We start from the raw sequence: 15,216 nt of genomic DNA on the forward strand, positions 1-15,216 counted from the left end.
CCATGCTGCTCGCCATCGATTGCGGCAATACCAATACGTTGTTCGCCGTTCATGACGGCAAGACGTGGGTCGCTCAGTGGCGATCCGGCACGGATTCGACCCGTACGGCTGACGAGCACGCCGTCTGGCTGTCGCAGCTGATGTCGCTGCAGGGGTTCAAGCTGAGCGATATTACCGGCTGTGTGATTTCCACCGTGGTGCCGCAGGCCCTGTTCAACCTGCGCAATCTCTCGCGCCGCTATTGCAGCACCGAGCCGGTGATTGTGGGCGAGCCGGGCGTGCTGATGGATATCGAGGTGCGTCTCGACCGGCCACAGGATGCCGGTGCCGACCGTCTGGTCAACGCGCTGGGCGCGCGCTCGGTCTATCAGGGGCCGCTGATCATCATCGACAGCGGGACCGCGACGACATTCGACGTGATCGGCGCCGACGGGGCCTTCGAGGGCGGCATCATCGCGCCGGGCATCAACCTGTCCATGCAGGCCCTGCACGCGGCCGCCGCGAAACTGCCGCGGGTCGCGATCGCCAAGCCGCAGCGCGTGATGGGCAAGGATACGGTCTCCGCCATGCAGTCCGGCGTGTTCTGGGGCTATATCGATCTCATCGATGGTCTGGTAAACCGTCTGAAGACCGAATGGGGCGCGCCGATGACGGTGGTCGCCACCGGGGGCGTGGTGTCCCTGTTCGAAGGGGCCTCCCGCACCATCGACCATTACGATGGCGATCTGACCATTCGCGGCCTCATGGAAGTCTGGAAACTCAATGGCGGAAGCCTTGACTGATAGTTTGTATTTTCTGCCGCTCGGCGGCTCTGACGAAATCGGGATGAACCTCAACCTCTATGGCTACGGCCCGGAGGACGACCAGAAATGGATCATCGTCGATTGCGGTGTCACCTTCGGTGACCTGTCGACTCCCGGGGTCGACATCATCATGCCCGATCCCGCCTTCATCGAGGAGCGGCGGGACGATCTGATCGGCATGGTCCTGACCCATGCACACGAGGATCATATGGGTGCCGTCGCGCACCTGTGGCGCCGCCTTAAGTGCCCGATATGGGCAACACCCTTTACCGCCTGGCTGGTGCGCGACCGCCTGCGCGAGTTCGGTCTCGAGGACGAGGTCGAACTGCACGAGATCGCGCTCGACAGCCGGTTCGATCTCGGCCCCTTCGATATCCAGCTGATCACGCTGACCCACTCCATTCCCGAACCCAACGGTCTGGCGATCCGCACGCCGGCCGGCCTGGTGCTGCACACGGGCGACTGGAAGATCGACCCCGATCCGCTGATCGGCGAGACGACCGACGTGTCCGCGCTGACGGCGCTGGGCGAGGAGGGCGTGCTGGCCATGGTCTGCGACAGCACGAATGTCTTCTCTCCGGGTGAGAGCGGCTCGGAAGCGGGCGTGAAGGAAGAGCTGATCAAGGTGGTCGGCGAGAACACGACCGGCAAGGTCGCCATCGCGGCCTTCGCCTCGAATGTGGCGCGCCTGCAATCGGCGATCGAGGCGGCCGAGGCCAATGGCCGGCGTGTGTGCCTTGTGGGCCGGTCCATGCACCGCATGACGGCGGCGGCCAAGTCCGTCGGTCTGCTGAGCCATGTGCAGGATTTCGTCGGCGAAGAGGAGGCGGGTTTCTTCCCGCCGGAGAAAATCCTCTATCTGTGCACCGGGTCCCAGGGTGAGCCGCGCGCCGCGCTGTCGCGGATTGCCGAGGGCAATCACCGCAATGTCACGCTGGGTACGGGCGATACGGTGATCTTCTCCAGCCGCGTCATTCCCGGAAACGATATCGGCATTTTCCAGCTGCAGAACCGGCTCGCCGAGCGTGGCGTGGAGATCATCACCGAGAAGAACCGTCCGATCCACGTCTCCGGCCATCCCTGCCGCGACGAGCTGGCCCAGATGTATCAATGGGCCCAGCCGAAAGTGGCGATCCCGGTGCATGGCGAGCGCCGTCACCTGATCGAGCACGCGGCCTTTGCCCGCCAGCTGCAGGTGCCGCACGCCGTCACCGTGCGCAATGGCGACATGGTGGAACTGCGTGCCGATGGCGGGGCGTCGATTGTCGACGAGGCAGCGGCGGGCCGTCTGCATCTGGACGGCAATTTCGTCACCGATGCCAATGCCCTGTCGATGCGCGAGCGCCGCAAGCTGGCCTATGCCGGCCAGGTCACGGTTGCGATGGCGGTGCATGGCAAGAAGGGCGAGCTGGTCTCCGGTCCCGATGTGCGGTCCATGGGTGTCGCCGAGGACCGGTCCTTCTCGCTGGACGAATTCCTCGACGCGCTGGCCGACGAGGCCGAACGGGCGTTCGACCGTCTGTCCAATCGCGACCGCCGTGACGTGGAAACGGCGGAAGAGGAAGTGCGCCGCGCGGTGCGCCGCGAAGCAAACCGGATCTGGGGCAAGAAGCCCTGGGTCGAGGTGATCATTCTGGAGGTTTGAGATGAAGATCGGACGTCTGAACCATGTCGGCGTGGCCGTGCCGGATATCGAGGCCGCCAAGGCGACCTATGCCGGGCTCTACGGCGCGGACGATGCGACGGAGACGAAGGACTTCCCGCATCTGGGCGTTCGCGTCGCCTTCGTGCATCTGGCCAATTCCGAGATCGAGCTGCTCGAGCCGCTGGGCGATGACAGCCCGGTCCACAAATTCCTCGAACGCAATCCCAGGGGCGGTCAGCACCATCTGTGCTTTGAAGTGCCCGACATCGTCGCCGCACGCGATGCGATGGTGGAGAAAGGTGCAACCGTTCTGGGGACGGGCGAGCCCTATATCGGCGCGCATGGCGTGCCCGTGATCTTCATTCATCCGAAGAACTCCCACGGACAACTCATTGAACTCATGCAGGAACCGGTCTGATGCCGCGCTGGGCTCAATACGTCCTGCCGGGGATTGCCGCGGTACTCTGGCTGTCGCGCTTCATCGTCCGCGATGACGGGGTAGGCGTGGTCAACGGGCTGGTGGTGTTTCTGATCGTGTGGTGGCTTGTCTTCTTCATGATGCTGCCGATCGGGGTGCGCTCGCAGGAAGAGGCCGGTGATATCGTGGCGGGATCCGAGCCGGGTGCGCCGATGGCGCCCAACCTGCTCAAGAAGGGCTGGTGGTGCACCATCGTCACCTCCGGCATCTGGATCATCTACTACATCATCAACGAATCCGGCCTGGTGGCGCGCTACATGCCCACCGGTGGCAGCTGGGGCTAGAATAACGGCCTTCGGAGACAGGCCGGCAGTGAGGGGACACGCATGAGTGACGGTCAGACGGAACGGGGCGCGCCGCGCCGCGGGGTTTTCACGCGGTTTCTCGACGGGGTGGAATGGCTGGGCAATCTGCTGCCGCACCCGGTCACCCTGTTCGCGATCCTGGCCGTCGGCATCGTACTGCTGTCCGGCGTGTTCGGCTGGCTCGGGATTGCGGTCGAGGATCCGCGTCCGGCCGGCGCCCGCGGTGTCGCCGAGGACGGCATGATCCGCGCTGTCAGCCTGCTCGATGGCGATGGCATTCGCCGGATCTGGACCAATCTCGTCACAAATTTCACCGGTTTCGCACCGCTCGGCGTGGTGCTGGTCGCCATGCTGGGGGTCGGTGTGGCCGAGAAGTCCGGCCTCTTGTCTGCCGCCGTCCGGGCGATGGTGCTGTCCGCGCCGCGTCACGTGGTGACGGTGGCCGTCGTGTTCGCCGGCATTCTCTCGAACACGGCCTCCGAGGTCGGCTATGTCGTGCTGATCCCGCTCGCCGGCGCGATCTTCTACGCTCTGGGCCGGCACCCGCTGGCCGGCATGGCCGCGGCCTTTGCCGGTGTCTCCGGCGGTTACAGCGCCAATCTGCTCATCGGCACGATCGACCCGCTGCTTGCCGGCATTACCCAGGAAGCGGCACGGCTGATTGATCCCGATTATGAAGTCCTGGCGACCGCGAACTGGTATTTCATGTTCGCCTCCACCTTCGTGATCACGGCTATCGGTTCGCTCGTGACCATTTTCATCGTCGAGCCCAAGCTGGGGAAATACGATCCGTCCCGGGCCGACGAGACCGTGCTCGACAAGCACATGATGCAGCCGCTGGAGGCCGTTGAGCGCAAGGGCCTGCTCTGGGCCGGCCTGGCCATTCTGGGCGTTTTCGCGCTGATGGCGCTGACCCTCGCACCGGAATGGGGCGTGCTGCGCAACCCCGATACCGGCGACCGCATTGCGTCGCCCTTCTTCCGCGGTTTCGTGGTCTGGATCCTGATCTTCTTCATTGCGGCGGGCTATGCCTATGGCCGGGCCACCGGCACGATGAAGACCGACCGGGACGTGATCGACGCCATGGCCGGTGCGATCAGCGCCCTGGGCCTCTACATCGTCCTGGTCTTCTTTGCCGCCCAGTTCGTCGCCTTCTTCGGCTGGACCAATCTGGGTGCGATCACGGCCGTCACCGGCGCGCAATTCCTGCAGGATACCGGCATGACCGGCCCGCTGGTCTTCTTCCTCTTCATCCTGATGTGTGCGGTGATCAATCTGTCACTGGGATCGGCCTCGGCGCAGTGGGCCGTCACCGCGCCGATCTTCGTGCCGATGCTGATGCTGATCGGCTATGCCCCGGAAGTGATCCAGGCGGCCTACCGGATCGGGGATTCATCGACCAATATCATCACCCCGATGATGAGCTATTTCGGCCTCATCCTCGCCTGGGCAACGCGTTATGACAAAAATCTGGGCGTCGGTACGCTGATCGCGATGATGCTGCCCTACAGCATCTTCTTCCTCCTGTTGTGGTCCAGCTTCTTCTTCCTGTGGACTTTCGGCCTCGACCTCCCGGTCGGCCCGGGATCGCCGACTTATTATCCGGTCGAGGCCGAGTAGGGGCTCAGGCGCGCTCGACCCGTGCGGCAAAGCAGCCGTGCGCGGCATTGTGGACGTCGATATAGGCGATCTCGCTGCGGGCGAGGGCGGCCTCGATGGCTGCGCGCGGATCGCCGGTGAGAGCCAGCTCGGCGCCGGCCAGCATGCCGTCCTTGTCGAACAGGCGCAGCGCCAGCGGGCGGCCACGCATGACGGGCGGGATCTCGTCAGTCAGCTGCGCGGCTTCGGCCGCATTCTCCCGGACATAGATCGCATAGGCCGAGCGATAGGGCGTGTCGGCGCTGTGGCTTTCATGATGAAGCAGCAGCACGCTTTCGCCCGGCTCGGCATCGTCCAGCGTGATGCGGCAGGGAAAGCCGGGCTTGGCGGTGACGGTCTTGCGGACAATGCCGCGGGCGGCGAGGTCGGCGTCCGGCAGGCCGAACAGGGGGCGGAAGGGTTCCGGCGACAGGCCGGTGATACGGAAGGTCATCTCGGGCACTCCTGGGTGTGATGATCACCTTGTGCCGCCGGCCAATGGCTGCGCCCACCCGATCCTTGCGATTGTATCCGGCCTTGCGATTGTATCCGGCACGCTCCGGCGCCATGTCTTGTACCATCTGATCCTCAACCGGAGCCTGAGCCATGCCGCACGTCATCCTGCACCATTCCGATCTCGACGCCCTGGGTCTGACCCCTGACCGGCTGGTCGATGCGGTCTTTCACGGCATGGAGGCGAGCGAGCTTTTCGATCCGAACGACATCAAGGTGCGCGTCGTGCCTGTCAGCCACTACCGCAATGGCCGCAACAACTATTCCTTCATCCATGCCGAGGCCCGGATCATGCCGGGGCGCACGCCGGCGCAGAAGGCGGCGATGTCGGACCTCGTCCTGTCGGCCGTGCAGGCGCTCGATACGCCGGTGGCGTCCATCACCGTCGAAGTCAGCGATATCGACCGGGCCTGCTATGCCAAGGCGGTGACGCAGGAAAGCGGTGTGACGCTGAAGGCCTGAGCCCCGCAGCAAAGGACTGACACAGGCGGGGAAGGTGCCTTGTCATCGCTTCCCAACGCGTTCTAATGGGGGCTGAACCTCTTATCGCGGAATTCCCCACCCATGCGCCTGTCCCGCTTCTTCCTGCCCGTCCTCAAGGAAACCCCCTCCGACGCCCAGATCGTCTCGCACCAGCTGATGTTGCGGGCCGGCATGATCCGGCAGCAATCCGCCGGCATCTATTCCTGGCTTCCGCTGGGTCTGAAGGTTCTCAAGAAGGTCGAGCAGATCGTCCGTGAGGAGCAGAACCGCGCCGGTGCGGTGGAGCTTCTGATGCCGACCATCCAGTCGGCCGATCTGTGGCGCGAAAGCGGCCGCTATGACGATTACGGTGCAGAGATGCTGCGCATCACGGATCGTCACGAGCGCGACATGCTGTTCGGGCCGACGAATGAGGAGATGATCACCGAGATCTTCCGCTCCTATTGCCGGTCCTACAAGGATCTGCCCAAGCTGCTTTACCATATCCAGTGGAAGTTCCGCGACGAGATCCGCCCGCGCTTCGGCGTGATGCGCGGCCGCGAATTCCTGATGAAGGACACCTATTCCTTCGATCTGGACGAGGAGGCGGCCCGCCGCTCCTACAACAAGATGTTCATCGCCTATCTGAACACCTTCTCGCGGATGGGCCTGAAGGCCGTGCCGATGAAGGCGGATACCGGGCCGATCGGCGGCGATCTGTCTCACGAGTTTATCGTGCTGGCGGAAACCGGCGAGAGCGAGGTGTTCTGCCATGCCGATCTCGTCGATATGGGCGCGCCGGGCACGGACGTCGATTTCGACGGCGATCTGCAGCCGCTGGTCGACCAGCGCACCGCGCTCTATGCCGCGACCGACGAGATGCACGAACCCGACGTGTTCGCCCGGGTGCCCGAGGATCGCCGTCTGACGGCGCGCGGTATCGAGGTGGGCCATATCTTCTATTTCGGCACCAAGTATTCCGATCCGATGAAAGCGCTGGTCACGCATCCCGACGGCAAGGAGCGGGCGGTGCATATGGGCTCCTATGGTGTGGGCGTGTCGCGCCTCCTCGGCGCGATCATCGAGGCCCATCACGACGAGAAGGGCTGTATCTGGCCCGAGGAAGTCGCGCCCTTCGGTGTCGGCATTCTCAATCTGCGCGCCGGCGATGGCGAGGCCGATGCGGCCTGTGAAGACGCCTATGCCAAGCTCACGGAAGCCGGTCTCGACCCGCTCTATGATGACACGTCGGAACGCCCGGGCGGCAAGTTTGCCACCGCCGACCTGATCGGCTTGCCCTACCAGCTCGTGATCGGGCCGCGCGGCCTGAAAGAGGGCAAGGTGGAGCTGAAAGTGCGCCGCACCGGCGAAACCCACGAGCTTTCGCCCGAGGACGCCGTCAACCGTCTCGCCGAAAGGGCTTTTGCCGATGGCTGATCCCGCGGTCCGTGCAGCCGGGGGCGCGCGTCCCTTCTCGCCCTATGAATTCATGCTGGCCTTCCGCTATCTGCGGGCCCGGCGGAAGCATGGCGGCGTGGCACTGATTGCCATGATCTCCTTTGGCGGGATCACCCTGGCCGTTCTCGGCCTGATCGCTGTCATGTCGATCATGAACGGTTTCCGGGCGGAACTCTTCAGCCAGCTGCTCGGCTTCCAGCCGCATGTCTATGTCGATACGCGCAATCTCGATGCCGAGCGCGTCGATGCGCTGGTGCGCGAGCTTGAGGCGATGCCGGGCGTGGTCAGCGCCGATCCGGTGGTGCAGGGCCAGGTCCTGGCGTCCTCCGAGCGCTATCAGAGCGTCATCGTCGTGCTGGGCACCCAGCCGGAGGATGTCGCCGCACTGGACGTGATTGCCAATCCGTCGCCGGATGGCCGCACCGGTCTTGTCGAGGGCAATCTCGACGGCTTCGGCGAGGGCCATAATGGCGGCGACACGATCATCCTGGGCTCGGGGATCGCCCGGCGTCTTGCCGTCGGTGTCGGCGACCGCGTGACCTTCACAACGGCCCGGGGCACGCCGACCGTGTTCGGCGCGCGGCCCAACCAGAAAGCCTATTATGTCGGGGCGGTCCTGGCTGCCGGCGTGTCGACCATCGACGAGAGTGCGGCCTTCATGCCGCTGGACCAGGGCCGGGTCTTCTTTGCCAAGGGCGAGGGGACCGACCAGATCCAGGTGCGGCTGACCGATCCGGACATGGCCGCCAGCATGGTGGGAAGCATCGGTGCGCTCGCCGGCCCCGATGCGGCGGCCTACGACTATACCCAGCTCAATCCGGCCTTCTACAACGCGCTGGAATTCGAGCGCACCGCGATGCGGCTCATCCTGTCGATCGTTGTCGCGATCGCCGCGATGAACATCATTTCCGGCCTTGTGATGCTGGTGAAGAACAAGGGACGCGACATCGCCATCCTGCGCACCATGGGCGCCACGCAGGCCTCGGTGATGCGGGTTTTCCTGATCGTCGGCGCCTCGATCGGCGTTCTGGGCACGCTGGCCGGCATACTCCTGGGCATTCTCTTCGTGGCGAATATCGGGCCGATCCAGGATTTCATCACCTGGACGACCGGCACCAATCCCTGGGATCCCAGCGTCTATTTCCTCTATCGCATTCCGGCCAAGCTGGACTGGGGCGAGGTGGCTTTCATTTCGGTGTTCGGCTTCATCGTCTCGCTTCTGGTGACCTTGCCGCCGGCCTGGCGGGCCGCCCGTCTCGATCCCGTGGAGGCGCTGCGCTATGAGTGATCCCGTCCTCGATCTGCGCGACATCGTGCGCACCTATGTGACCGAAGCCGACACGCTGGAAGTGCTGCGCGGGGTCAGCCTGACCCTGATGCCCGGCGAGATCGTCGGCCTGGTCGGACCTTCCGGTTCCGGCAAGTCCTCGCTGCTGCACGCGGCCGGGCTGCTGGAACGGCCCGATGGCGGGGAAGTGGTTGTCTGCGGCGCGGCGACAAGCGGCCTGTCCGACCGGCAGCGCACGGCGATCCGCCGCCGGGATATCGGCTTTGTCTACCAGTTCCACCACCTGCTGCCCGAATTCGATGCGCGCGAGAATATCGTCCTGCCGCAGCTGATTGGCGGCGTGCCGCGCAAGGCGGCCGTCGCGCGGGCCGATGCCCTGCTCGAGCGCCTGGGCCTGTCCGACCGCGCCACCCATCAGCCCTCGCAATTGTCCGGTGGCGAGCAGCAGCGTGTCGCCATCGCCCGCGCGCTGGCCAATGCACCGCATGTGCTGCTGGCCGACGAGCCAACCGGCAATCTCGATCCGACCACCTCGGCGACCGTGTTCGAGGCTTTCCGCGAGACAGTGCGCGATGCCGGGGCCGCCGCCCTGGTGGCGACCCATAATCACGACCTCGCGGCCAGGATGGACCGTGTCGTGACCTTCCAGGACGGGCATCTCACGCCCTACAGCCCGGAAACGGCCTAGATATTCCCGGAACATGTCTGACGGAACATTTGTGGAACTTTCTGCTTGACGCGATGCTTGTGCCGAAATAGAACAAAACCGGAACATGAATTCGGGAGGTTGTCATGCGCCGCGTTCTTCAAGATGTCTCTGCCGCCACGGCCGTACTGGGTTTCGCCTGGATGATCGCCATGTGGGGAAGCGTGCTCGGCGCAGCCTGAGGTGTTCGCGAGCGCGGGCGCGAGGGGTTTTGCAGCGTGCGCCGGAGGCCTTTGCGGCGGTCTTTACTGAGATCGGGCTCGCAAGCCCGATTTCGCCTGACGCGTTCCTGGCGTAGTTTGTTCGTCTCTCGACTCGCGCTGGCCGGTTTCTGTCCGGCCGCTCGGGCTTCGGCCCTGATGATGCGCGTGGCGGGGAGGTTCTGAAGCGCTGACGGAGCGGGCGATGACGGCGAAACAACCCTTTGTGCATCTACGGGTCCGTTCGCCCTATTCGCTGCTCGAAGGCGCGATCCGCATGCCGCAGATGGTGTCGGCCTGCCGCGAGCACGGCATGCCGGCCATTGCGCTGACCGACAGCAATAATCTCTTCGGTGCCCTGGAGTTTTCCGAGGTGATGGCCGGGGCAGGGATCCAGCCGATCGTCGGCTGCACGCTCGCGGTGCGCACGGTCGACCCGCATCCGGGAGAGCGCGCCGAACCGGAAGGCATGCTGGCGCTGCTGGTGCAGGACCGGACCGGCTATGAAAACCTCATGGCACTGTCCAGTGCCGCCTATCTCGACGTTGACGGGTCGGAAGAGCCGCATGTGCCGCTGGCCCTCGTGCTCGAACATGCGGAAGGCCTGATCTGTCTGACGGGCGGTCCGGACGGCGTGCTCAACCGCTTTGTGACCGGCGGGCGCCAGCCGGAAGCCACCCGGCTGCTGGAGCGTCTCTCGGCGGCTTTCGGTGACCGGCTCTATGTCGAGCTGCAGCGTCACGGTCTCGCCGAGGAGCTGGAGGCCGAGAACTGGCTGGTCGAGGAGGCGTACAGCCGCGGCCTGCCCCTGGTCGCCACCAATGAGGCCTATTTCCCGGACCCCTCGATGCACAAGGCGCATGACGCGCTCCTGTGCATCTCCGAAAGCTCCTACGTCTCGGTGCAGGACCGCCGCCGGGTGACGCCGGATCATTATCTCACCTCGCCGGACGACATGAATGCGCGCTTTCCGGATCTCCCCGAAGCGCTCGCCAACACGCTGGAGATCGCGCGGCGCTGTGCCTACCGGGTCCGCACGCACGCCCCCATCCTGCCCAGCTTCCCCACCAAGGGCGGGCGTGACGAGGCCGAGGAGCTTGTCGCCCGCGCCCATGAGGGGCTGACCGAACGCTTGGCCGCCGGCGCCGATGCCGCGCCGGAGGAAGCCTATCGCGAACGGCTCGACTTCGAACTCGGCATTATCCGCCAGATGGGTTTCCCGGGCTATTTCCTGATCGTTTCGGACTTCATCCAGTGGGCCAAGGCGCATGACATTCCGGTGGGGCCGGGCCGGGGTTCCGGCGCCGGTTCGCTTGTGGCCTATGCGCTGACCATCACCGATCTGGATCCGCTGCGCTTCGGTCTCCTGTTCGAGCGCTTCCTCAATCCGGAACGCGTCTCCATGCCGGACTTCGACGTCGACTTCTGCCAGGAGCGGCGCGGCGAGGTGATCCGCTATGTGCAGGAGCGCTACGGCCATGACCGCGTGGCGCAGATCATCACCTTCGGCACGCTGCAGGCGCGCGCCGTGGTGCGCGATACCGGCCGGGTGCTGCAATTGCCCTTCGGCCTGGTCGACAAGCTGGCCAAGCTGGTGCCGTCCAATCCGGCCAATCCGGTCACCCTGGCCGAGGCGCTCAAGATCGAGCCCAAGCTCGAGGAGATGCGCCGCGACGACGATGCCGTCGACAGCCTGCTGACGGTCGCGCTGCGGCTGGAGGGGTTCTTCCGCAACGCCTCCACCCACGCCGCCGGTGTCGTGATCGGCGACCGCAAACTGTCCGAGCTTGTCCCGCTCTACCGCGATCCGCGCTCCGATATTCCCGCCACCCAGTTCAACATGAAATGGGTCGAGCCGGCGGGCCTGGTGAAGTTCGACTTCCTGGGTCTGAAAACCCTCACCGTGATCGCCCGCGCGCTGGGCTATATCGCCTCGGCCGGCAAAGAGGTTCCCGATATCGAGGGGATCGACTTCGACGACAAGGCGACGTTCGATCTGCTCCAGTCGGGCCATGCGATCGGCGTGTTCCAGCTGGAAAGCTCGGGCATGCGCGACACGCTGAAGAAGATGAAGCCGGACGCGATCGAGGACTTGATCGCCCTGATCTCGCTCTACCGTCCCGGCCCGATGAAGAATATCGACGTCTATGTCGACCGGAAGTTCGGCCGGGCCGAGGTCGATTGCCTCCATCCCGATCTGGAAGGCGTGCTGCAGGAAACCTACGGCGTCATCATCTACCAGGAACAGGTGATGCAGATCGCGCAGATCCTGTCCGGCTACTCGCTCGGTGAAGCCGACCTTCTGCGCCGCGCCATGGGCAAGAAGAAGAAGGAGGAGATGGACAAGCAGAAAGTCCGTTTCCTCGAGGGCGCCGAAGCGAAGGGCGTGAGCCGCGAGAAGGCGTCGTATATCTTCGAACTCGTCGCCGAGTTCGCCGGCTACGGCTTCAACAAGTCCCACGCCGCCGCCTATGCCGCGATCGCCTATCGCACGGGCTATCTCAAGGCCAATTATCCGGTCGAGTTCATGGCGGCGCTGATGTCGCTCGACGCGGCCAATACCGACAAGCTGGCCGCCTTCTTCCAGGAAATCCGCCGCATGGGGATCGAGGTGCGGCCACCGGACGTCAACGCGTCCGAGGCCGATTTCTCGGTCGAGGAGGGCACGATCCGCTTCGCGCTCGGCGCGATCCGCAATGTCGGCTTCTCCGCCATGGAACATATCGTCGCCGAGCGTGCGGAGAACGGTCCTTTCAAGGATCTTTATGATTTCGCCGAGCGCGTCGATCCGCGGCATGTCAACAAGCGCACATTCGAGAACCTGGCGCGGGCCGGGGCGTTCGACAGTCTCGATCCCGACCGGGCCCGCGTGCTGGAAAGTGCGGAAACCCTGCTCTCCATGGCCCAGCACGCCGCGCAGCAGCGCGAGAGTGCCCAGGCCAGCCTGTTCGGCGGCGGCGGGGATGATGTCGCACTTGAGCGTCCGCGCCTGCCGCAGCCCGATCCCTGGACCGCGACCCAGCGGCTGGATGCGGAATTGTCCGCCATCGGCTTCTACCTGTCCGGTCACCCGCTGGATGACATGGCCGAGCATCTGGCCGGCCGCGGCGTGGTGTTTCATGCCGAAGCGCCGGCGCGTGTCGCCGACGGGGCCACGGCGCTGCGCCTGTCCGGCATGGTGCGCCGCCGCCAGGAGCGCGTCTCCAGCAAGTCCGGTGAGCGTTTCGCCTGGGTGACGCTGTCCGATCCTACGGGCGAGTTCGAGGTCTTCATCGCGCCGGAACTCCTGCGCACCTCGCGCGATCTGCTCGACAGCGGCCAGGCGGTGCTGGTGAATTGCCGCGTCGACGAGCGGGACGAGCAGATTTCCTTCTTCGCCGACCGGCTGGAAGTGCTGGACATGCAGATCTGCGCCGAGCGCCTGCGCGTGCGTCTGGACGATGCGGCGGCGCTGTCGCGCATCCATGCGCGCCTCGAGCGCGCCAATGGCCGGGCAGATGTATCCAAGGACGCCGTGATCGATCTTTTCGTGCCGATTGCGGGCGGCGGCGAGGTGGAATTGCGCCTGCCGGGCCGGCACAGCGCCGACAGCGCGCTGCAGGCCGCCCTGAAAGGCGTTGACGGTGTCGCGTCCGTGGAAGTGGCGTAGCATCGGCGCGATAGGGCCGGACATCGTGATATGCCCGCGTGGTGTGCTGCTCTGAAGCGCCTTGCCCCGCTTGCCAAACCGGCCGTCTTGGGCCTATAAGCCGCGCCATCACGCACACGGGGCATCGTCCGGCCGAAGGCCTGACGCTCCGGTGCCGTTCGCATGTGCGGGCGGCTCCGCTCCGTGGAGGCCAACCGGAAAAGGAAAAATCGATGGCTCTCCCTGAATTCAGCATGCGCCAGCTGCTCGAAGCCGGCTGTCACTTCGGTCACCAGACCCACCGCTGGAACCCGAAGATGAAGGACTTCATCTTTGGCGAACGGTCCAACATCCACATTATCGACCTGTCCCAGTCCGTCCCGCTGCTCCACCAGGCCCTGGTGAAGGTGCGCGAAACGGCTGCCAAGGGCGGTCGCGTCCTGTTCGTCGGCACGAAGCGTCAGGCCCAGGAACCGCTGGCCCAGGCTGCCTCGCGCTGCGCCCAGTACTACATGAACCAGCGCTGGCTCGGCGGTACGCTGACCAACTGGCGCACCATCTCCAACTCGATCGCCCGTCTGCGCGAGCTGGAAACCATGTTCGAAGGTGAGGGCGGTCTGGCCGGCCTGACCAAGAAGGAACAGCTGATGCTGACCCGCGAGCGCGAGAAGCTCGACCGGTCGCTCGGCGGTATCAAGGATATGGGCGGCACGCCGGACCTGATGTTCGTGATCGACACGAACAAGGAAGGCATCGCCATCCAGGAAGCCAAGAAGCTGGGCATTCCGGTCATCGCCGTGGTCGACACGAATTGCGATCCGGACCCGATCGATTTCCCGATCCCGGGCAATGACGACGCCTCGCGCGCGATCGCCCTGTATTGCGACCTGATCGCCGACGCTGTGCTGGACGGCATGGCCGACAGCCAGATGGCCATGGGCATGGATCTGGGCGAAGCCGAAGCGCCGGTCGAGGCGCTGGTCGAGGAAACCGCCGCCGAAGAGACCGCTGCCACGGAAGCCGAAGCCGCCAAGGCTGACGAGGCTGCCACGGAAACGTCGTCTGAATCTGACAAGACCGAAGCGTAAGCTTCGATTTCACGAGCGATAATCCAGGAGATACCGATGGCCGCGATTACTGCTGCTCTCGTCAAGGAACTGCGCGAAAAGACCGGCGTAGGCATGATGGACTGCAAGAAGGCGCTGAACGAGACCGATGGCGACTTCGAAGCCGCCGTTGACTGGCTGCGCAAGAAGGGTCTGTCCAAGGCTGCCAAGAAGGCTGACCGCGTTGCTGCCGAAGGCCTCGTTGCCGTGGCAACCGAAGGCGGCAAGGGTGCCGTCGTCGAAGTGAACTCGGAAACCGACTTCGTCGCCCGGAACGAGAAGTTCCAGTCGGCGGTGAAGGAAATTGCCGCGCTCGCGATCGGCACGTCCGGCGATGTGGACGCCCTGAAGTCGTCCAAGCTGGCGTCCGGCGACACCGTCGAGGACAAGCTGACCAACCTGATCGCCACGATCGGCGAGAACATGGCCCTGCGCCGCGCCGCCGTCGTGACGGCCGAGCCGGGCGTGGTCGCCAGCTATGTCCACAATCCGGCTGCGGACGACATGGGCGCCATCGGCGTTCTGGTCGGCCTGAAGTCGAGCGGCGATGCCGCCAAGCTGGCCGAGCTGGGTCGCAAGATCGCGATGCACGTCGCTGCCGGCTCGCCGGCCGTGGCCGTCTCCGTCGATGTCGACGGCGTCGACTCGGCGCTGGCGGACAAGGAACGCGAAGTGTTCGCCGACCAGGCCCGTCAGTCCGGCAAGCCGGAAAACATCGTCGAGAAGATGGTGGAAGGCCGCATGCGCAAGTTCTACGAGGAAGTCGTGCTCCTGAAGCAGGCTTTCGTCATGGACCCGGACCGCACCATCGAGCAGGTGCTGGCCGATACCTCCAAGGAACTGGGCACGCCGGTCGAGATCTCCGGCTTCGCGCGCATGGCGCTGGGCGAAGGCGTCGAGAAGAAGTCCGAGGACTTCGCGGCCGAGGTCGCTGCGGCGACCGGCCAGTCCTGATCGCATTGAGAGCGGCGGCGCTTTAAAGCGCC

Annotated in this window: 13 protein-coding genes; 12 read left to right on the forward strand and 1 reads right to left on the reverse strand. The window is 65.0% G+C overall.

All coding sequences use genetic code 11. From position 1 onward, the window contains the following. The first annotated feature begins 2 nt into the window (after positions 1–2). From ABJO18_RS03370 to ABJO18_RS03390, 5 genes are read left to right on the forward strand one after another with little or no spacing between them, the layout of a single operon-like run. Positions 3–782 (forward strand): type III pantothenate kinase, encoded by a 780-nt coding sequence (locus ABJO18_RS03370; protein ID WP_348509403.1) that lies wholly within the window; start codon positions 3–5, stop codon positions 780–782. Then, on the forward strand, positions 763–2,448 hold the full coding sequence (locus ABJO18_RS03375) for a ribonuclease J (protein ID WP_348509404.1): 1,686 nt from the start codon (positions 763–765) through the stop codon (positions 2,446–2,448). Before ABJO18_RS03370 ends, ABJO18_RS03375 begins: the two co-directional genes overlap by 20 nt. Before the next feature lies 1 nt (position 2,449). After that, positions 2,450–2,866: a methylmalonyl-CoA epimerase gene (gene mce / locus ABJO18_RS03380; protein WP_348509405.1), complete on the forward strand. Its 417-nt coding sequence runs from the start codon at positions 2,450–2,452 to the stop codon at positions 2,864–2,866. Beyond that, the gene (locus ABJO18_RS03385) at positions 2,866–3,210 is read left to right on the forward strand and encodes a DUF1467 family protein (RefSeq protein ID WP_348509406.1); all 345 of its coding nucleotides are present in this window, start codon (positions 2,866–2,868) and stop codon (positions 3,208–3,210) included. Before mce ends, ABJO18_RS03385 begins: the two co-directional genes overlap by 1 nt. Before the next feature lie 42 nt (positions 3,211–3,252). After that, positions 3,253–4,851, forward strand: coding sequence for an AbgT family transporter (locus tag ABJO18_RS03390; RefSeq protein WP_348509407.1), 1,599 nt, complete (start codon positions 3,253–3,255; stop codon positions 4,849–4,851). A gap of 4 nt (positions 4,852–4,855) precedes the next feature. On the opposite strand, the gene ABJO18_RS03395 is transcribed toward ABJO18_RS03390, so the two are convergent. Next, positions 4,856–5,323, reverse strand: a complete 468-nt coding sequence (locus ABJO18_RS03395; RefSeq protein ID WP_348509408.1) for a DUF1203 domain-containing protein — start codon at positions 5,321–5,323, stop codon at positions 4,856–4,858. 152 nt (positions 5,324–5,475) lie between these two features. Here ABJO18_RS03395 and ABJO18_RS03400 point away from each other — a divergent pair, with 152 nt between their 5' ends. The 7 genes from ABJO18_RS03400 to tsf all read left to right on the forward strand — a co-directional run bounded on the left by ABJO18_RS03400 (position 5,476) and on the right by tsf (position 15,184). Beyond that, the gene (locus ABJO18_RS03400; RefSeq protein ID WP_348509409.1) at positions 5,476–5,844 is read left to right on the forward strand and encodes a 5-carboxymethyl-2-hydroxymuconate isomerase; all 369 of its coding nucleotides are present in this window, start codon (positions 5,476–5,478) and stop codon (positions 5,842–5,844) included. Between the two features lie 102 nt (positions 5,845–5,946). Further along, positions 5,947–7,281 (forward strand): proline--tRNA ligase, encoded by a 1,335-nt coding sequence (gene proS / locus ABJO18_RS03405; RefSeq protein WP_348515730.1) that lies wholly within the window; start codon positions 5,947–5,949, stop codon positions 7,279–7,281. Beyond that, on the forward strand, positions 7,274–8,590 hold the full coding sequence (locus ABJO18_RS03410; protein WP_348508664.1) for a lipoprotein-releasing ABC transporter permease subunit: 1,317 nt from the start codon (positions 7,274–7,276) through the stop codon (positions 8,588–8,590). Before proS ends, ABJO18_RS03410 begins: the two co-directional genes overlap by 8 nt. Further along, positions 8,583–9,278 (forward strand): ABC transporter ATP-binding protein, encoded by a 696-nt coding sequence (locus ABJO18_RS03415; protein ID WP_348508663.1) that lies wholly within the window; start codon positions 8,583–8,585, stop codon positions 9,276–9,278. Before ABJO18_RS03410 ends, ABJO18_RS03415 begins: the two co-directional genes overlap by 8 nt. Positions 9,279–9,701: 423 nt before the next feature. Next, on the forward strand, positions 9,702–13,145 hold the full coding sequence (dnaE, locus tag ABJO18_RS03420; RefSeq protein WP_348508662.1) for a DNA polymerase III subunit alpha: 3,444 nt from the start codon (positions 9,702–9,704) through the stop codon (positions 13,143–13,145). 212 nt (positions 13,146–13,357) lie between these two features. Next, a complete protein-coding gene (rpsB, locus tag ABJO18_RS03425) occupies positions 13,358–14,212 on the forward strand; it encodes a 30S ribosomal protein S2 (RefSeq protein WP_348508661.1) in 855 nt (284 codons plus the stop codon). A gap of 36 nt (positions 14,213–14,248) precedes the next feature. Then, a complete protein-coding gene (tsf, locus tag ABJO18_RS03430; RefSeq protein WP_348508660.1) occupies positions 14,249–15,184 on the forward strand; it encodes a translation elongation factor Ts in 936 nt (311 codons plus the stop codon). Positions 15,185–15,216: the final 32 nt, after the last annotated feature.

Origin of the sequence: Maricaulis sp., from assembly GCF_039978735.1 — a bacterium.
Classification (GTDB): Bacteria; Pseudomonadota; Alphaproteobacteria; order Caulobacterales; family Maricaulaceae; genus Maricaulis.